Genomic DNA, 19,246 nt, shown 5'->3' with positions numbered 1-19,246 from the left:
TACCCACTTTTGTGTATGTCTTCCAGAGTATTGTGATGAGATTTATCAGTAGTAAAATTTATTAACAAATAGGAATATTTATGGCTCCTTTTTAGTTCTTTTTTGATCCTTATTTGGGGCTGATAAAAGGCTCTGATCGCTGTTATTTAACATAGCGTAATTTTATTTCAGGAGGCGTTTTTTATGCAACCCGAGTCTCTGGAAGCACCCACTAACCGGCCGATTTATTCGCCTGTTATTGTCAATAATAAATCTGCTCATCATCTGTTTATCTGCGAAGGCTACCCGTCAAGAGAGTTTCAGATTTTTTATTCATCTGTCGATGATTCGAAAAAAACTCTGCTGCTTGTATCAGAAAGCGATTCCACGATTGATCACGACAGCATTCTGGTAACGCATTCAGAGTTAACGGCAAAATTAACGCAGTTGCTGGGAGAGATGCCTCTGAGTACTACGATATACGTTTTAGGTTCTGAAGCGTTTATCTGGGACGTGCATTCTGTGGCAACTCAGGCGGGCATGGTCGCCGAACAGATCAAAATGTTTGCGCCTGTCTCCGGTCAGCGTCGGTTATTTTGTACACATTGTTACCACATCACGGAAGACGTGACGCATTCTCCCGCTGTGTGTAGTGGTTGTCAGCGTAATCTGCTTGTGCGTGATCACTTTTCCCGGTTGCATGCCGCTTATGTGGGTGTGCAGATAGATGCCGAAGATCCTGACGATCTGCCATTACCACAGGAGCTAATCTAATGAGTACTGATCAAATCAAAGTCAGGGTGGCAGCGGTGGCTCAGGTTGCTCCTATGATCCGCGAATTTACCTTAACGGCTGTGACAGGCAGCCTCTATCCATTCTCGCCAGGCTCGCATGTGGTTGTTGAGATGCCCGGCGAACAGAAAATCTATCGTAATGCGTATTCACTGTTAAGTGATTCTCATGATGCGTCTGCCTATCGTATCGCCGTTCGCTTGCAGGATAATTCCCGTGGCGGTTCTGTCTTTATGCACCAGCAGGTAAAAGAGGGCGATGAGTTATTGATTTCGCCGCCGGCTAATTTATTTATACCTCAGTGGAATGCCCAAAAACATATTCTGTTAGCGGCGGGTGTAGGGATTACCCCTTTTATGTCATACCTGCCAGAGATGCAGCGCCGTCAGGCAGACTTCGAATTACATTACCTATTCAGAAGTAAACAAACGGGTGCGTACCAATTGGAGCTGGCCGAGCAACTGGGGCAGCGATTTTTTAGTTACGATTCTGATCAGGCACAACGTTGCAATATCTCTGAACTCTTAGCTGATCGGCCATTAGGTACACATATTTATATTTGTGGCCCAGAAGGCCTGATAAAGGATGTTCAATCGGTTGCAGAACAACTGGGATGGCCGGACAGCGTTATTCATTTTGAAGAATTTGCCGCGCCTAAGCCGGGTAAACCTTTTACGGTAGAGCTGAAGTCCACAGGTAAAACCGTGCAGGTCGGCGAGTCTGAAAGCCTGCTGGAAGCATTGGAAGAGGCTGAAGTCGCCGTCCCTAATTTATGTCGCGGTGGTGTTTGTGGGCAATGTGCCACGCCGGTAGCCGAGGGTGAAATCGAACACCGCGATAACTACTTATCGGTAGATGAAAAAGCCCGTCAGGATTGTGTTATGCCTTGTGTCTCCCGCGCTCACAGTGACCGACTGGTCTTAGATATTTAGGAGTAATGATTTATGCGTATCTCACCAAAGCCGGTACAAAGTTTCCGGGACGATTTTACCTATACCAATAGCAGAGAAGCCATTTCACGTTTTCCGTTTCCGTTTGTCGAAGACGAATATCGCTATTCGGTCAATATAGAACCGCATGCTATGTCAGGGCCAGATGGCTCAGTATTTGAGAAGTTTCTGGATATCGATGAGCACTATTTATCAGAAATGGCGGAGCGCGCCATTGTTCTTAAAGAAAATCCTGCCCGATGCTTAAGTATGAAGCATATGGATCTGGCCTGCTGGGACATGATAGAGCGTGTTATGAGCGCTTTATCTGCGGATTATCCAGAGCATTTCAGCCTGACTAAACAAGGGGATAACTGGCATTGGCACAACAAGCTACTCGATATACAGGAGGACTTTGTTTTTGGTGATAGCAGTACTTTACCGATGTCACCATTGGAATACATAGGACGTCAGGTACAGGGCGACTTTGCTATCCTCGATCAACGAAACGCTGATCTGTTTATGGATGCAGGAATTGTCACTTGTCCGGCTGACTGGTCGTTAGCATTTGATGCCGGTATGAGTTTTTCTGAATGGCATGGGCCTGTACCGATGGCGCGTGAAGAAGGGATATTTGAGCGGGCATTAAAGTATTTAACCGCGATTCAGGTAGGCCGTCCGGTTCGTCGTTTAAATTGGACACTGACGATTAATGCAAGAATGGACACCTCCCCGGAAACCTACCCATCCTGGGGGAATGAGCGTACCAGCGTGACCCCTGAAAATGTGGCAGAAAAAGTACACCTGCGGGTGGAGGTGCAGGTACTTGACCGTATGCCCCGCAGCAATGCACTGATGTTCAGTATTCGCACTTATCTGATAAGCCTGGAGGATCTGGTGACAAATCCGCAATGGGCAAAGCGAATGCACCGCGCCATGAAAACCCTTCCGGCACCGCTGGTGGAATACAAAGGGTTAACACGTTTTCATCCAATGGTTGTTGAATACTTATCACAATTTGATCCGGTGAATTAACAATAGAGGTGTTTTTGCAAAGCTAAGTTATAGATTTTGTACGGATGCTGTTTCATGCGATTTGGCGGTTGAGTCGTCAAATCGCTTTTCTTTTGTTATGGGGTTGATAGTTTTCATTTGGTTATTGCGGTGATGCAAGGGGAGTAGAACATGGGGTGGGTTTATCTATGTATTGCCGGTGTACTTGAATGCTGTTGGGCTGTAGGGCTTAAATACAGTGATGGCTTCACTCGGTTGTGGCCGTCAATAATCAGTGTGCTTTTAATTATCATCAGCCTGGGCTTGTTATCCCTGGCTATGCGTACCATACCGATGGGAACGGCTTATGCCATCTGGACCGGCATTGGCACTGCAGTTCTCGCTTCATATGGTATTTTGTTCCTGGATGAATCGGGCAGCATGCTAAGAATCGCGTGTATAGCCTTAATTGTTTTCGGCGTAGCGGGGCTGAAGCTGTTTGCTTAATGGTGTAGAGAAGTCAATATCCATTGTCGGCCCCTCTATTATCTAACTTGCCGTCGGGGTGAGTCGAAATCATAGAATTCACTCACCTTTTTTGAAAACATCATCCTTCCAGTCAGGCCCAAGGTTCTCTTCTATATACTCACGAATGAACTGTCTCACTTTCTGTGATGGGGTCACATCTTCACGACTACACAGCTTTTCAAAAGCCTTCTTTTTTTGGGGATCAATCAGCAGAGTCAACCTTGCGGTACGATTTTCCATAGCGATGCTCCTAAATGATTTTATGTTAATCACATTAACATTGAATTAACTTATAATGAGAGGATAATACACATATTATACAATGTTAGATAGCGAGTGAAAGCACTATGGCGCATAGATCCCATCTCTTCACATTACGCATATTTCATGCTCTGCGTGAGTCCTTAACGGAAACTCCCTACGGCCTAAAGATATTTTCACAGGATTTACTCGCCGGGATTACTGTTGGGATTATTGCAATCCCTTTAGCGATGGCTTTGGCGATTGCGAGCGGAGTTGCGCCGGAATATGGTTTATATACCGCCATTATTGCTGGCATTATTATCCCGCTGACAGGAGGATCCAGATATAGCGTTTCAGGGCCTACGGCTGCTTTTGTAGTGATACTCTACCCAATAGTGCAGCAATATGGATTATCCGGATTACTACTAGCCAGTATTCTTGCTGGATTTATCCTAATCTTAATGGCTTTTCTAAGATTAGGACGATACATAGAATATATCCCCGAGTCCGTGACTCTGGGCTTTACGGGTGGAATTGCTGTTGTTATAGCAACATTGCAAATAAAAGATTTCTTAGGCTTACATATCGCCGATATGCCGGAACATTTTACTGAAAAAGTTAATCTGCTTTTTCATCTGTTGCCCGACTATAACCTTTGGAGCTTATCCGTTGGCGCGGTCACGTTACTTGTCATGCTAACCTGGCCCTATTTAAAAACACCCGTGCCTCCACACCTCCCGGCAGTAGTGATAGGGAGTGTCATGGCTTTAGTGGCCAATCAATCAAGTATAGAAGTAGCCACCATAGGCTCTACATTTAGCTTCACTTTACCCAATGGAGTGCAAGGTTTTGGAATACCGTCGATGCTACCGGATCTGCAATGGCCTTGGGATAGAGTTCAACCCGGGGAGTCTGCTTTAGTTTTTAGTTGGCAGCTATTGCAAGACTTGCTGCCCGCCGCGTTTGCAATTGCAATGCTGGGTGCCATTGAGTCGTTATTATGTGCAGTTATATTAGATGGAATGACAGGGAAAAAGCATAGTGCAAATAGCGAACTGTTGGGGCAAGGCATTGGCAATGTAATTACGCCTTTCTTCGGGGGCATTACAGCTACCGCGGCTATCGCAAGATCTGCTGCCAATTTGAAATCGGGGGCAAAAACCCCTATAGCATCTATTATTCATGCCTTGGTTGTTCTAGTTGCTCTCCTATTTCTCTCAAAAGTTCTTTCATTTTTACCCATGGCGAGTATGGCTGCTTTATTAATCATTGTTGCGTGGAATATGAGCGAAGCACCCAAAGCTTTTCATCTGATTAAAACAGCCCCAAGAAGTGATGTAATGGTCTTCCTGGTCTGCTTTTCTCTGACAGTATTGTTTGACATGGTACTCGCTATAACAGCAGGAATCATATTAGCGTCTTTGCTCTTCATGAAAGAGATAGCCGAAATGACCACGGTGCGTGATATAACACACAGCAGTAAACTGATAGATATCGACATACCTGCTGGATGGAGTGTATTTAAAATAACAGGGCCTCTTTTTTTCGCTGCTGCTGATAAGGTTTTTGGTGAATTATCCTTATTGTGTGAAAGCAAGAAAGGCATGGTTCTATATCTTGACGGCGTCTCTATTCTTGATTCTGGCGGCGTTGCTGCGTTGAGTAAATTTATAGAAGTATCCGAGAATAATAATACACAAATATACTTGGCCGACTTGCAAAGGCAGCCATTAAAGACACTAAGCAGGGCTGGCTTACCTGCAAAAAATAGTGTGATAACTTTTCCAACCCTGGCGGCAGCGTTGGAAAACTTAAAAAAGGGGGAGGGTAATCATTGAAGATCGATCTGGCAACTCAGCGATATAAGGAAGGCATTTTTAGTTCTGCAACAGTAAGGAGAAGTCCGAATAACCTTAATGAGTGGTTCATCATGCTTATAGATAACGACAACTTATCATTTATTATTGCCGACGGTGATGACTCCATCATTACTAGTACAGACCTTGAAAGTATTTTCGATACATTGAAAAAAATTGGCTTTTCTTCAGCAGAGGTTGTCTTCAAGTAAAAAAAAGCCCAGGGAAACCTGGGCAAGCACGACAAAAGCCAACTGCAAACGTCTTATATGACAGGACCTGCCTGAGCTAACAGACTGCCTTCCCGGGTACCCGAGAACCGACTGAAGTTATCAATAAACTGATTAGCTAAAATACGGGCTCTGGAGTCCCACTTATCAAAACAGGGTGCTGAGTTTTGTGGGAGCAAAATATGACCAGGAACCCCCGTTATTTCTGTTGGAACCGATAGGTTAAAATGGCGAATAGTCTCGCAAGGAGCGGTATCTATTTCATTATTTAGAATGGAATCAATAATGGCGCGCGTATTTTTTAATGATATACGCTCTCCTTTTAAATTCCATCCGGTATTAACTAAGTAGGCGGTTGCACCTGATGCTTTCATTCTTTCTGCAAGAACGTGAGAATATTTTGTAGGGTGTAATGGTAGAAACGCCGCACCAAAACACGCTGAAAAGGTAGGCTCAGGCTCGAGGATACCCAGCTCTGTTCCGGCTACTTTTGATGTGTAGCCAGATAAAAAGTAATACATCGCTTGCTCAAGGGTTAACTTCGATACTGGAGGCAAGACGCCATAAGCATCCGCTGTGAGGAAAATAACCTTCGTCGCATGTCCTGCTTTTGATATAGGTTTTACTATGTTATCAATATGATAAATAGGATATGAAACGCGTGTATTTTCTGTTTTCTCGCGACTACTGAAATCAATGACGCCTTCTTCATTGATGACGACATTTTCTAGCAACGCATCTTTTCGTATGGCGGCATAAATATCAGGTTCTTTGTCTTTATCCAAACCAATTACTTTAGCGTAACAACCCCCTTCTAAATTAAAAATGCCCTCGTCATCCCATCCATGTTCATCATCTCCAATTAGGGATCTTTTGGGGTCTGTCGATAATGTGGTTTTTCCGGTGCCGGATAAACCGAAGAATATAGCGACATCGCCTTCTGCCCCCGCATTAGCCGAGCAGTGCATAGACGCTATTCCCTTGATGGGTAATAAGTAATTCATGGCAGAGAACAGGCCTTTTTTCATCTCCCCGCCGTACCAGGTACCAGCAATAATCTGCATACCTTCGGATACATTAAATGCAACGACGTTCTCAGAATTCAGGCCTTGCTCTTTCCAGTGCTCATTTACCCCTTTTGAGGCATTTAAAACGACAAAATCAGGATTAAAGCCTATGAGCTCGGCCTCACTGGGTCGAATAAACATATTTTTTACGAAATGAGCTTGCCACGCAACTTCTGTAATAAAACGAACTTTCAACCGGCTGTTTATGTTTGCTCCACAAAAGCAGTCAACAACAAATAGGCGCTTTTCTGATAATTGCTTAGCGGCGACTTCTTTGAGTTCTTTCCACACCTTTTTAGAAATAGGTTTATTATCATTTTTGCCTTGATCTGACCACCAGACGGTATCAGTCGTTAATTTATCTTTAACGATGTATTTGTCTTTTGGAGACCTTCCCGTAAAAGTACCGGTGTCGACGGAGACGGCACCTAATTGCGTAATATATCCCTTTTCAAAGCCGCTTAAATCAGCCTTTGTTTCTTCTTCATATAGAAAATCATAGGAGGGGTTATGAATAACTTCACTTGTATTCATGATCCCATAAAGTTCTAAGTCGATAGTTTTCATACTTCCCCTTTATCATTATTCCAAAGAGATTTAGCACATTTAAAACATGATTTTAAATTAACATAAAAGATTATACAGTTATAATATAGGTATCAGTCAATGTTAATTTAATTAACATGTACTTTAGTTTTCATTTTGATTTTTATTTAAAATAAATCAGATTTTTTTCAGGCATTGCTTCGACCACTAATAAGATAGAATTTAAGCCATTGTTTTATTTAATAAAATAATAGTATTTAAAAAAATAACAGGTTTAATATTATTCGTAGTGATCAGTTTTCTTTGTGCAATTCAAAATGGCTGGCTGCTTTTTAGTCTGAATTATTATTTTCAACATAAAAATTATATGATCGCTGTTACAGCCGGATGACGAAGTGTTTAAAGACTTTCTGTGGGTTAGTGGCTTGTCGGTTCTGCATGTAAAGGCCCCAACTCTGTGTTGGGGCTGATGCCTTAGTTGTTTTTAACCTGCTTTTTGAATGGGTTCATCGGCAAGATATGCGTCAAGGGAGTCGTCTAAAGCGTCAATCCACGGTGTATGGTGAGGAGGGGACATGGTGCCAGTCATTAAGGAGCGATAAGAGTAATCACGGAAGGTCATGATGTTTTCTTTTTTATGATGTTTCCATTCGAGGAATGTCTTTCGTACGCCTTCGATATCAAACGTAGGGTAATCGGTGGCTTCTATCAGTTCCAGAATGTAATCACCCTGGAAGGTAAACATCTCTTCCGCTGTTTTAAGTTTGAGTTCTTTTTCGCGCCACTCAAGCGTATTTTGGGTCATCGTTTCTTTACTGGCCGGCAGTTTGATTTTACCCATTATGATGTCACGGACATACCATGCCTGTGCATCAAACATGTTAAAGGTGTACCACTGATCCTGCATACCCAGATAAAACATTTGTGGGTTGTCTTCCCATACAACGCCTTTATAAAGGTCCAGCGGCCATAAGCGGTTATCGGTTTTCAGACAAAGTGATTCAGGCAGGAACGGGAAATGGTGAAGATAACCGGTACAGAGAATAATAGCGTCGATTTTTTTGCTGCTGCCGTCGGCGAAATAGGCGGTGTTGCTATCAACTCTTTGCAGTAGTGGTTTCTCTTCCCAGTTCTCTGGCCATTTAAAGCCCATTGGGGCGGTCCGGTAGCAACTGGTCAGGCTACGAGCGCCGTATTTATAACACTGTGACCCGATATCTTCTGCTGAGTAACTGCTGCCCACCAGTAATATATCTTTGTCTTTGAATTCCAGTGCATCACGAAAATCATGGGCATGTAATATACGCCCTCCAAAGGTGCTGAAGCCTTCAAACGTAGGCACTCTGGGTGTGGAGAAGTGGCCGGAGGCGGTAATGACGTAATCAAACTCTTCGCTGTAAATCCTGTCGTTAATGTGATCGTGTACTGTTACGGTAAACTTTTTAGTCGTGTCATCGTAACTGACATTACGTACGGGTGTGCTGAAACGAATGTAATCTCGTACGCCTGCTTTTTCTACACGTCCTTTGATGTAATCCCATAGCACTTCACGGGGTGGGTAAGATGCAATGGGTTTTCCAAAGTGTTCATCAAAACTGTAGTCAGCAAACTCCAGACATTCTTTGGGGCCGTTTGACCATAAGTAGCGGTACATGCTGCCGTGCACGGGTTCACCGTGCTCATCTAACCCGGTACGCCAAGTGTAGTTCCAGAGTCCTCCCCAGTCATCCTGCTTTTCAAAACAGACAAGTTCAGGTATATCATCGCCTTTAGATTGTGCAGACTGAAAAGCGCGTAATTGTGCCAGGCCGCTAGGACCTGCACCAATGATAGCTACTCGTTGTGTCATAAGACTCTCCTTAAACTGAAGATGTAAACAGTGAAAAAATTAAATGCTGTTGATCTACAGTAAGGGGCAATGCTGCTTCGATAAATTCCCAGGAAAGGGTAAGCCAAAAGGGTTAGTGGGGTAGTTGTGGACGCTCGGTGAAAGGTTGAACGGCGATAATGACGCCTTCTACGCCTAATATTGAGCCGGTATCCGAATAAATACCTTTGCCTTTGTCGAGCACGTACTGACAATCTCCGGATTCATGGAAGAGGCGATAGGTCAGCTCGAAGTCAGTCATGTTTTCTAAGGCTATTTGAACTTCAGCCCATACATCACTCGCATCTTCAGGGTGAATCAGCGATCCGAAGGAGAGTTGTGACTGGTTCAGTAGTTGTTCTGCGCTGTAGCCACTCAGCTCCAGGCAGCCATCACTGACATATTCCATCGTCCAGTTTTTATCGTTTCGTGAGCGGTAAATCATCGCAGGTATGCGGTTTACCAACCCTGACAGGCTTCTGTAGCTGGCATTTTTTAACTGGTCTTTGCGAACCAGCGGAGTAATGTCACACAGGGTGGCTGATAAGGGGAATAACTGGTTAGGGTGCATGGATTGAATGCGCATTTCACACCAGCGTATTTCGTTATCTTTGCCAATGAAACGTATCCATATATGCTGGCTGGTGTTTTGCTGGTCTATTTTTCTGATGGTCTGTTGCCACAGCGTTTTGTCTTCAGGGTGGATGAAATCCGCCAGATAGCGGCCTTGAGTCTGCTGTTTTGAGCAGCCGCTGATCTGTTTCCAGCATTGATTTACGTATTCTATCTGCTGTGTTTTATTGATGAGTAGCACTACATCATTGAGGGTATCTAAAAACTCAAGATAATTAAATGGTTTGGTTACTGGGTTACGCAGCATCTTTAAGTATTTGAAGAACATGTCTATTCATTCTCCAGCGAAGTGTTGTCCTTATGCTGTGTGTGCGCCCATGCGGCCAGTTCAAGACGAGAGTGCAGGTTGAGTTTTCTCAGAACATTTTTCACATAGACTTTGACGGTGCCATCACTGATGCCCAGTTCCCGGGCGATCAGTTTGTTGCTCATACCTTTGGATATCAGTTCCAGCGTTTGTTGTTCGCGTTCGGTGAGCTCATTAAATGTGTCATTGTGATCGGCTTCATCTTTTTCTGGCCTGGCGATGGGGTTGCGAAGGTGTTGGGCTAATAAGGTAACGCCTGAGTCATTAATCGCGACTTGTCCCGATTGCACCTGATGGAGTCGGTCGATGATTTCATCGGGATGGGTATCTTTTCGAAGGTAGCCATCAGCACCAGCGGATAATGCTTCCAGCAGATCTTCGCTGTCATCTGAGGCAGTAAGAATCACTACGGGTAAGTGTTGGTCGATTGATTTTAGCGTCTTTAGCAGTTCAAGTCCGGATATGTCAGGCATGTGAAGATCAATCAGCGCGAGTGATGGTTGCAACCCGGGCATGTTATCTATCAGTGCTTGCGCAGTATCAAAGTCAGCCAGTACGTCAAAACAATCGCTCTCATTTAATAGCTCTACAACCCCCCGTCTGAATAGTGGGTGATCATCGACAATGACTACACGTGGTAAACCGCTCTTGCTCATTTCAACTCTCTCCAGGGGACTGTAAGCTCGACTGATGTGCCGTTTCCCAGTCTGGGTAATATTGCTAATCGGGCTTTAATACGATCCGCTCTTTCCTGCATTATTTTCAGGCCAAAACTATCATGACGGCCTTGTTTGATTGCGATTCCGGTTCCGTTATCCTGGATTTTAATCAGTAAGCATCGATTTTTATCTGGTAACAGAATAACTCTGGCATGGCTGGCACGAGAATGGCGAACGATGTTACTCAGTGCTTCCCGAACGATATATAGAATCTGTAAGTCATCAGGTGACGTGATATGGGTCGCGTTCAGCGTGCGGTTATCCACTTCAAAGACAATCCCTGAGCGCTCTTCGAACTCTTGTACGGATTTATAAATAGCTTCTTTAAGGGTGCAGCCCTGCATCGACAGACGCGAATTAACGATTAACTCACGGGTTTGGCGGTAGGCGCTATGTGCTTGAGTAGAGAGATCATCTGCTAATCCCTTGAGTGGTTCATAACGGCGCTCTTCGCAAAGGGTTGCTAATTTAGCCGTTCTCATACGCATATACCCAAGTACTTGCGCCATCGAGTCGTGAAGCTCTGCCGCATGCGCCTGTCTCTCTGAGCTAATCGCTTTTTCGATGCGGGTCTGTTGCTGCTGCCAGGCAATGAGCCCACGGCTAAGGGACTTATTTAAGGGAGAGGTATTTCGCTGAATAAACTCAGCGCCGGGCAGTGAGTTTGGAAATGTCAGCATCAGCCAGCCCGGCTGATTGCCCGTACTTAAGGCAATTTGTTCAGCATGAATAGTGCCTTCAAATGCCGTTATCTTCAAACCTGATGGGTTGTTCCCAAAACCAGTATTTGCTTTGCAATGATAACGGAGCTGGTTAGTCTGGCCCGGTAAGGGGGATACGGATGTGGCATGGTAAACCGTTAATTCATTATTGCTGGTGCCAGGCAAAAGCAAAAAAAGGTCACAACCAAGTGCGCGCTTAAAGTCATTTTGTATTGAATTGATCAATACCGGCAGCGTTTGGCCAAGATCAGGGCTCATGGCGATGTCGAGCGCCATCTCTGAGTAATCTGAAGAGGGCGGCTTATAAGAGACGTGATGATTACGCCTACTTGAAAAAAGTAGTGGAAGAAACCCTCCCCATAACCTCAACTTGTCTATCACTGGACTCTCCTTCTTTTACGACTGATTCACTGGCTTGATTAGCACTTATGCTTCTCAACCCTTATCTCCTTAACAAAGCATTTTGTATGCCACTTATATTGTTTTTATACCTTTACCTCCTTTGGAATACCTATATCGGTGTATTGTCTGAAAAAGTACTACGAGTAAATATTATTAACCATCAGGAATATTTGGTGGTTGCATTATTTTTCTGATTGCAGCGGCTATTGATGCACCAAAGATGGGCTTTTATGTGTGAGGTGCACTTTGAAAAGGCCAAATATTCGAAGCTTATTGATGTTAATTAAACGGGCTGTTTTATTTTTTGTATCGAAAAATGGCTGTTGATTGAGCAGTACTTAAATCAGAAACAGTAATCGGGTAACAGAGCATGAAGACAGTTAGATATGCGAACAAGGCAGGTGAAGACGATCTTATCCTCAGACAATATCGTATAGCAGGACAAGGTGCGTTGCGTCTTGAGCTTCAGCCAGGCGAGCAGTTGGTCGTGAAATCTGTTGATGGTGAACAGGGGTGTGAAGTTATTGTTCTGAATGAGGCGGGTAATAGTGCTCCTGAACTATTAGAGGAGGGAGTACCCGTAGCATCTGTGTCTATTAAAGCGCAGATAGCTGAATGCAGTGTCGCAGGGAAGCGATTAGAAACGTTATTGGAGCATTGGAAAGTACCCGATCATGCCTTACAGGAAGTGGTTTATTTCACTCCATTGGATTTGCCCGCGATGACGGTGAAGCAACCAATGGTGCTCATTTTGGTGGCGGCTGGTGAGAATATGGGGGTTGAACAGCACTCACTGGCCAGTGAGTTAAGTGTCGAGCATTTCTGTGTAAAAAAAGCCTGGGAGGATGTACCTGAAGCCCTTGCTGTTCCTGTTAAAGATATTCGTATTGCGCATAGCACGGCAACAACGTATGAAGTAAAAGCCGGTGAGTGGATTCAGATTATTGATGTACAGGGTAAGCAGTGCTCAGACTTTATTGCCTTTGATAAAGCCGGACTGGACAACGGGCAGGAGGTGACTCTGGATGCAGCGGCAACGCGGACAATAATGGGTCACAGCTTACCGCAACCGGGATTACATTCACGCTTTAGTGATCAAAACCTGAGAACTATGCTCGAGGTGTATCAGGATACGGTAGGTTGTCACGACAGCTTTCTGCTGGCCTGCAATGTTAAGTATTATGAAGATAATGGCTATTTCGGTCATATCAGCTGCACAGAAAATTTTAATCTGGCATTGCAGAAATATAATGTTTCACCCCGCCGGAGTTGGCCTGCGATTAACTTCTTTTTTAATACATCCAGTGAAGAATGTGGCGCTATTGCGGCAGATGAACCCTGGTCTCAGGCGGGTGATTATGTCCTGTTGCGGGCCTCTCGGGATCTGATTTGCGTATCGTCTGCTTGCCCGGATGATATTGATTCAGCTAATGGATGGAATCCAACAGATATCCATATTCGCATTTATTCCTCTGAAGAGATGTTCCCACGCTCAATTGCTTATCGCACCACACCTGAGGAGGTTTCCCGTATGACAAAACAAACAGGATTTCATAGCCGTACTTCTGCATTAACTCAGCGTTTTTCCGAGTATCGCGGCTATTGGGTAGCCACTCAATACGAAGGTTGGGGGCCGCGAGCAGAATATCTGGCATGCCGGGAGCGTGTTGCGATGTTGGATCTGACGCCTTTGCGAAAGTTTGAAGTGGTGGGTCCGGATGCTGAAGCTTTCATGCAATTCGCCATTACACGAAATGTTCGCCGCGTGTCTGTCGGAGAGATTGTTTATTCGGCCATTTGCCATGAAACCGGCGGCATGATTGACGACGGCACTCTGTTTCGTATGAGTGAACAGGCATTTCGCTGGGTCTGCGGTGATCCTTACACGGGCATATGGTTACGTGACCTGGCCGTGAAACATAACTATCGGGTAAGCGTCAGGGACTCCAGCGATCAGTTACATAACCTTGCTGTGCAGGGGCCAGACAGCCGGGCACTACTCGCTTCCATTATATGGACACCTGAATGGCATCCTGAGGTGGAAAAATTACGTTGGTTTCATTTCACCATTGGGCGTATCGGCGGCCCGGATGGAGTCCCTGTAATGATCTCGCGCACAGGCTATACCGGAGAGCTGGGTTTTGAGGTCTGGTGTCATCCTGATACAGCAGAAATGGTATGGGATGCGATATGGGAAGCCGGACAACCCTACGAGATCGCCCCACTGGGGTTTGACGCGTTGGATATGTTACGTATCGAAGCAGGACTTATTTTTGCCGAACATGAGTTTTGTCCTGAGACCAATCCGTATGAAGCGGGTATCGGTTTTACAGTGCCGATGAAAAGCAAAGAAGAAGATTTCATGGGGCGTGCGGCAATGGCAAGGCAGTCAATGGAAAGTCGCCATAAGCTAGTCGGGCTTTTTATGGATAGCGATGAACCTGTAGCACACGGAGATCAGGTGTTTAACGGGCGTTTTCCGGTGGGTGTCGTTACCAGTGCGACAGTATCCCCTGTTATGAAAAAAACGATTGCGATGTGTCGGGTTGCGCCGGACTTTGCAGCACCGGGCACCCGTTTAGAAGTAGGCCAACTGGATGGTTATAAAAAACGATTGGGTGCAGCAGTCACCTCGCTTCCTTTTTATGACCCTGAACGCATAAGAGTACGTGGCTAATGTGCGGGGTAAATGAACACTGCGCTCTGAACAATGAGCAACTGTAGTGCATATTTTTTATCTGGTTATTTTTAGCAAAACGTAATCAATTGATATTAAAGAGATTATTTTTTTTGGTACAAGATGTGCTTTCCTTATAGGAAATAAAAATTACTAAAGGTAAATATTAAGTGGTTTTTTGTATTTTCTTAAAATTTTAATTTAATAACTGAGAGGGTTCTATTATGGAACAAACTGCCCCAACACTTGCAGAGTTACAAACTCTGATTGAGATGACGGGTACCATCAATATGGAGGTGTTTTATTGGTGGTGTACCGGCCTGATGGTCATTATTCATGCAGGCTTCCTTGCGTATGAGATGGGAGCATCTCGTTTAAAAAATGCACTGGCATCCGGCGTTAAAAATATTCTGGCGTTTGCCTTTATCGTGCCCACCTTTTTCTTTTTTGGCTGGTGGATCTATTTGGCAATGTACAATGGGTTCACGCCTGATTTTGAAGCAGCGGTGGCGGGTTTGCCCTGGTCTACCTCCATGGGGCCGAATTTAACTGATAATGCGACCGGCATCTTCTGGGGGGCATTTGTCCTGTTTGCTGCCACCACCGCCTCTATTTTCTCGGGTGCCGTTATTGAGCGTATCCGTATGAGTTCATTTCTGATTCTTGCGATTGTGCTCGGATCAGGTGTCTGGATTCTCGGCGCATCGTGGGGCTGGCATCCAGATGGTTGGCTGACGAAGGAATGGGGCTTCCATGACTTCGGTGCGGCGGGTTGTGTACATATGATTGCCGGGTTCTTTGCTCTGGGGGTCACCATTAATCTGGGTGCACGTATTGGTCGATTCGCGCCTGATGGCACACCTATTCTGATCAAAGGCCATAGTATGCCGATGACCATTATCGGTCTGATGCTTATTATTGTAGGTTTCTTTGGCTTCCTCGGGGGCTGTATCATTTATGCTGGCGGTGCTCAGTGGACGACTATTTTTGGTACACCGGTGACTTTATCTGCCGTGAGCTTTAACACCTTGATGGCCTTTTCTGGTGGCATTATCGGTGCTTACTTTATCACTCGTCAGCCTTTCTGGATGATGTCTGGTGGATTGGCGGGAATCGTTTCTGCAGCGCCGGGCCTTGACATATATTATCCACCATTGGCTTTCTTGCTGGGTATTACCGGCGGTGTTGTCGCGCCTCTGGCTGATAAAATTATCACGGATAAATTCAAAATTGATGATGCTGTGGGCGCATTCGCTGTCCATGGTGTGAGTGGCATGATCGGCCTTATCGCTCTGGGTATCTTCAGTGGCTTCCCGAATGTGGTTGCGGGTGCTCCCGATATTTCATTCAGCGGCCAATTAATGAGCGCTGGTGTTATGGCTCTGTTAGGTTTTGTGCCTGGATTTGGTTTGTCTTATGTGATGGCTAAAGTGGGTTTCCTACGGGTTCCTCCTAAAGCTGAAATTGCCGGTCTTGATCTTGTTGAAGTGCCGCTGGAGGCATATCCGGAATCAGTTCCTGCTACTGAAACTCCCATTAGAACTTCTACAGTAACCGCATAAGGAGAATAATATGAACGCAAGTCCAATTACATCGTGGGAAGGGGCAGAAGCTTATTTTACATTTGCGGATAACCCAACAGCGATGGCAATTATCCTGGGGCTGTCTGTTGTTGTTACCGTTGGTGCAGTGATAGCCACTATTATTCATGAAAACGAAACCTATATCGATTACAGGTAATCAGGTCTGGGTTTACAAAAGGCAGTTTCGACTGCCTTTTGTGTTTTCAGTGACCATTCACAGGAACATTTACAGGAACATTCACAGACAGGTATCAGATATGGATAGAGGCGATTTTCTGTTCTGAGATTACAAGCCTAACTTATTCGCAACGTAATCAGCATCCTTATCACCGCGTCCTGATAGATTAACCAGAATGGTTTTATCAGGCGTTAGCGTCGCCGCTTTGCGCATAGCCCAGGCGACAGCATGAGCGCTTTCCAGCGCGGGAATAATCCCTTCAACACGCGATAACGTCATAAAGGCGTCGAGGCATTCTTCATCGCTGGCGACCTCATATTGAACACGGTTCAGGTCTTTCAGGTGGCAGTGTTGTGGGCCAACACCAGGGTAATCAAGGCCGGATGCGATGGAATGAACGGGCAAGGGTTCTCCGTTACTGTCTTGCAGCACGTAGCATTTGAAACCGTGAATCGCACCCGGTGTGCCTTTGGCCATCGTTGCCGAATGGTCGGGTGTATCCAGGCCTTTTCCGGAAGGTTCTACTCCGACGATAGTGACGCTTTCATCATTGAGGAACTCGGTAAACAGCCCCATGGCATTTGAACCTCCGCCGACACAGGCGGTGATGTAATCGGGTAGTTTTCCTTCTTTATCCATAAACTGCTGGCGTGCTTCACGGCCAATTACGCTTTGAAAGTCACGTACCATTTTAGGGAAGGGGTGTGGACCTACAACTGAACCGATAGCATAGATATAGTTAACCGGATCTTTGAGATATTCTTCGAAAGCGCTGTCAACCGCATCTTTTAATGTGGCGGTTCCGCGTGTCACAGGTATCAGCGTACATCCCAGAATTTTCATCTTGGTGACATTGGGGTGTTCTTTCTCGATATCAACCTGACCCATATGAATTTCACAAGGTATGCCTACCAGCGCGCAGGCGGTTGCTAACGCTACACCGTGCTGACCTGCACCGGTTTCCGCGATGACTTTGGTTTTACCCATAAATTTAGCCAGCAGCGCTTCACCTAAGCAGTGATTTATTTTATGTGCACCGGTATGGTTGAGGTCTTCTCTTTTAAGAAAAATTCGGGCGCCGCCAATCTTGTCTGAAAGGCGGCGTGCAAAATACACAGGGCTGGGACGGCCAACAAAATCGGTCAGTAGCATCTGTAGTTCTTGTTGGAAATCAGGCTTCTGACGAATCTCTTCATACGCCGTGTTGATCTCGTCCATAATGACTTTTAGTTCAGGAGGAATTATCTGGCCGCCATATTGTCCAAAAAAGCCTTCTTTATCAGGCATCGGGCCAAAATCAAAACTGCTCATATTACATCTCTCTTAAAAAATTCCGGATTTTTGTATCATATGCGAAGACTATAAAAGAGAGTGGGCCGCGAATCTACGTCATGCGTCAATAATCCCTGTAAAAAGGGAGGTGAATGTCGAATTTTAATCGAATTGAAAGTCTAACTGGGTTTCGGTAACCCCAGAGGTTTTATAGCCTTGCTGGCGATGCTGTTTGTTCAGCAGAAGGACTAAGCTGCGGGCTTCAGCATAGGAGGCCAGGATGGTTTGGCTATATTCTTGTCGATGGGTGGTTTGCAGGCAGCCGCGACATTGTGAAACGACCCAGTCGCCTACCAGGTCCTGGTAGAGTCGTATCACCGTATATTTTTTATGTTTACGCCAGTGTACGATCAACGATGGAGTACCATTCAATGTATTATAAACGCGCGAATTGAGCCTTAATATTCGGCATTTGTAAAGCGTGGGAGCATAACTTGTTAAAGAACCCTCTAAAAATAGTCGCAGATGAGAATATTCCTGCACTGGAGTCTATGTTTGGGGCGGGATCAGCCAGCCATATCCAGATACAGCGGGTAGCCGGTCGGGAGATGAGCGCTGCTCAGCTGGAAGATGCCGATGTGCTGTTGGTGCGTTCGATTACCCAAGTGAATCAGGCGCTGTTAAACAATGCACGACGAATAAAAATGGTCGGGACTGCGACGATTGGTACGGATCATGTTGATCAGGCCTATCTGCTCGACAGAGGCATACCTTTCTTCAACGCGCCTGGCTGCAATGCTGATGCAGTGGTTGAGTATGTACTGACGGTGATCCATAACATCCTGCATGACAGAAAAGCTGTATTGAAGGATCTAACCGTCGGCATTATTGGTGTAGGCAATGTCGGCGGGCGTCTTTACGAACGTCTTCGTTTGCTGGGTGTGAAGTTGTTAATTAACGATCCTCCGCGTCAACACTCAGAAGCACCATGCGCAGGGGAGCCTAAAGAGCAGTCTAAAGAGCAGTCTGGTAAAAAAAGTTTCGTTGATCTTCAGACGGTATTGCAGCAGTCAGACATTATTTGTATGCACACGCCGTTGGTTAAAGAGGGTTTATGGCCAACACAACATCTTGTTAGAGAAGAAGAGTTGATGGCTCTGAAACCGGGGGCTGTGCTGATCAATGCAGGGCGTGGTCCGGTGATAGATAACCAGGCACTGCTGGCGTGTCTTCAGCAGCGCGATGATCTGACTGTGGTGCTTGATGTATGGGAGAATGAACCGCGATTAGAGCCGGCCTTAGTCGAAAGAACCCTGATCGCTACGCCACATATTGCGGGTTATAGTTATGACGGTAAATTACGCGGAACACATATGTTGCGTTGCCGCTTTGCAGAGGTTTTCGGTCTGGCTCAGCCGAAGCCGTTGGCTGATTACCTTCCGCAAGCATTGATTCATCGCGTCGCGGTGACGAATGATGTCGCCATTCATGATCTGATGAATCTGGTTTATGACCCTTTTCGGGATGACAGGGCGCTACGAAAAACACTGAGTTGTCATGACCAGCCTCAACAATTTGATTTGCTAAGAAAAAACTACCCGGTCAGGCGTGAATTTGCATCGATGACGGTGTCAGGAATTAGTGATACTGATAAGGCTAATATGTTGAAAAATCTCGGATTTACAGTCGAATTAGCGTAAGCTGACGTGCAAATGTAATGAGG

At 45.4% G+C, this 19,246-nt stretch carries 18 protein-coding genes; 10 read left to right on the top strand and 8 right to left on the bottom strand.

From position 1 onward, the window contains the following. Nucleotides 1-183: 183 nt before the first annotated feature. From BM099_RS20790 to BM099_RS07720, 4 genes are all read left to right on the top strand, one after another. The gene (locus BM099_RS20790; RefSeq protein ID WP_090726420.1) at nt 184-753 is read left to right on the top strand and encodes a dimethylamine monooxygenase subunit DmmA family protein; all 570 of its coding nucleotides are present in this window, start codon (nt 184-186) and stop codon (nt 751-753) included. Further along, the gene (locus BM099_RS07730; RefSeq protein ID WP_090726418.1) at nt 753-1,703 is read left to right on the top strand and encodes a PDR/VanB family oxidoreductase; all 951 of its coding nucleotides are present in this window, start codon (nt 753-755) and stop codon (nt 1,701-1,703) included. The genes BM099_RS20790 and BM099_RS07730 overlap by 1 nt, the downstream gene beginning before the upstream one ends. A 12-nt stretch (nt 1,704-1,715) precedes the next feature. After that, on the top strand, nt 1,716-2,735 hold the full coding sequence (locus BM099_RS07725; protein WP_090726416.1) for a heme-dependent oxidative N-demethylase family protein: 1,020 nt from the start codon (nt 1,716-1,718) through the stop codon (nt 2,733-2,735). 150 nt (nt 2,736-2,885) lie between these two features. Next, nucleotides 2,886-3,200, top strand: coding sequence for a DMT family transporter (locus tag BM099_RS07720; RefSeq protein ID WP_090726415.1), 315 nt, complete (start codon nt 2,886-2,888; stop codon nt 3,198-3,200). A gap of 78 nt (nt 3,201-3,278) precedes the next feature. On the opposite strand, the gene BM099_RS07715 is transcribed toward BM099_RS07720, so the two are convergent. After that, nucleotides 3,279-3,461 (bottom strand): CopG family transcriptional regulator, encoded by a 183-nt coding sequence (locus BM099_RS07715; protein WP_090726413.1) that lies wholly within the window; start codon nt 3,459-3,461, stop codon nt 3,279-3,281. A 107-nt stretch (nt 3,462-3,568) separates the two neighbouring features. Between BM099_RS07715 and dauA the strand changes: the two genes are divergently transcribed. Together dauA and BM099_RS07705 are read left to right on the top strand one after the other, a co-directional pair. Beyond that, on the top strand, nt 3,569-5,302 hold the full coding sequence (gene dauA, locus BM099_RS07710; protein ID WP_090726412.1) for a C4-dicarboxylic acid transporter DauA: 1,734 nt from the start codon (nt 3,569-3,571) through the stop codon (nt 5,300-5,302). After that, on the top strand, nt 5,299-5,532 hold the full coding sequence (locus BM099_RS07705; RefSeq protein WP_090726410.1) for a hypothetical protein: 234 nt from the start codon (nt 5,299-5,301) through the stop codon (nt 5,530-5,532). The genes dauA and BM099_RS07705 overlap by 4 nt, the downstream gene beginning before the upstream one ends. Nucleotides 5,533-5,585: 53 nt before the next feature. Here the strand turns inward: BM099_RS07705 and pckA are convergent, their stop codons facing one another. The 5 genes from pckA to BM099_RS07680 all read right to left on the bottom strand — a co-directional run bounded on the left by pckA (nt 5,586) and on the right by BM099_RS07680 (nt 11,792). Next, complete coding sequence (gene pckA, locus BM099_RS07700) at nt 5,586-7,184, bottom strand: phosphoenolpyruvate carboxykinase (ATP) (RefSeq protein WP_090726408.1); 1,599 nt, start codon at nt 7,182-7,184, stop codon at nt 5,586-5,588. Nucleotides 7,185-7,647: 463 nt separating this feature from the next. Beyond that, nucleotides 7,648-9,012, bottom strand: a complete 1,365-nt coding sequence (locus BM099_RS07695) for an NAD(P)-binding domain-containing protein (RefSeq protein ID WP_090726407.1) — start codon at nt 9,010-9,012, stop codon at nt 7,648-7,650. A gap of 112 nt (nt 9,013-9,124) precedes the next feature. Further along, nucleotides 9,125-9,931 carry a PAS domain-containing protein gene (locus BM099_RS07690; RefSeq protein ID WP_090726405.1) on the bottom strand — a complete coding sequence of 269 codons (807 nt, stop codon included), beginning with the start codon at nt 9,929-9,931 and terminating at the stop codon, nt 9,125-9,127. Nucleotides 9,932-9,933: 2 nt separating this feature from the next. Continuing rightward, a complete protein-coding gene (locus tag BM099_RS07685; RefSeq protein WP_090726402.1) occupies nt 9,934-10,626 on the bottom strand; it encodes a response regulator in 693 nt (230 codons plus the stop codon). Beyond that, nucleotides 10,623-11,792: a sensor histidine kinase gene (locus tag BM099_RS07680; protein ID WP_143083746.1), complete on the bottom strand. Its 1,170-nt coding sequence runs from the start codon at nt 11,790-11,792 to the stop codon at nt 10,623-10,625. The genes BM099_RS07685 and BM099_RS07680 overlap by 4 nt, the downstream gene beginning before the upstream one ends. Before the next feature lie 391 nt (nt 11,793-12,183). Here BM099_RS07680 and BM099_RS07675 point away from each other — a divergent pair, with 391 nt between their 5' ends. From BM099_RS07675 to BM099_RS20410, 3 genes are all read left to right on the top strand, one after another. Then, nucleotides 12,184-14,490: a DUF1989 domain-containing protein gene (locus BM099_RS07675; protein ID WP_090726398.1), complete on the top strand. Its 2,307-nt coding sequence runs from the start codon at nt 12,184-12,186 to the stop codon at nt 14,488-14,490. A 224-nt stretch (nt 14,491-14,714) separates the two neighbouring features. Continuing rightward, on the top strand, nt 14,715-16,052 hold the full coding sequence (locus BM099_RS07670; protein ID WP_177201114.1) for an ammonium transporter: 1,338 nt from the start codon (nt 14,715-14,717) through the stop codon (nt 16,050-16,052). 10 nt (nt 16,053-16,062) lie between these two features. After that, nucleotides 16,063-16,230 (top strand): hypothetical protein, encoded by a 168-nt coding sequence (locus tag BM099_RS20410; RefSeq protein ID WP_177201113.1) that lies wholly within the window; start codon nt 16,063-16,065, stop codon nt 16,228-16,230. A 129-nt stretch (nt 16,231-16,359) separates the two neighbouring features. On the opposite strand, the gene trpB is transcribed toward BM099_RS20410, so the two are convergent. Both trpB and BM099_RS07660 read right to left on the bottom strand, forming a co-directional pair. Beyond that, nucleotides 16,360-17,562, bottom strand: a complete 1,203-nt coding sequence (trpB, locus tag BM099_RS07665) for a tryptophan synthase subunit beta (RefSeq protein ID WP_090726395.1) — start codon at nt 17,560-17,562, stop codon at nt 16,360-16,362. Nucleotides 17,563-17,685: 123 nt separating this feature from the next. Then, the gene (locus BM099_RS07660) at nt 17,686-17,937 is read right to left on the bottom strand and encodes a hypothetical protein (RefSeq protein ID WP_090726393.1); all 252 of its coding nucleotides are present in this window, start codon (nt 17,935-17,937) and stop codon (nt 17,686-17,688) included. Between the two features lie 80 nt (nt 17,938-18,017). On the opposite strand from BM099_RS07660, the gene BM099_RS07655 reads away from it, so the two are divergent. Further along, complete coding sequence (locus BM099_RS07655; RefSeq protein WP_232349062.1) at nt 18,018-19,223, top strand: 4-phosphoerythronate dehydrogenase; 1,206 nt, start codon at nt 18,018-18,020, stop codon at nt 19,221-19,223. The last annotated feature ends 23 nt before the right edge of the window (nt 19,224-19,246 follow it).

Origin of the sequence: Neptunomonas qingdaonensis, from assembly GCF_900113275.1 — a bacterium.
Classification (GTDB): domain Bacteria; phylum Pseudomonadota; class Gammaproteobacteria; order Pseudomonadales; family Balneatricaceae; genus Neptunomonas; species Neptunomonas qingdaonensis.
The sequence above is the reverse complement of the archived record's forward strand: the minus strand, read 5'-3'. Positions and strand labels throughout refer to the sequence as shown.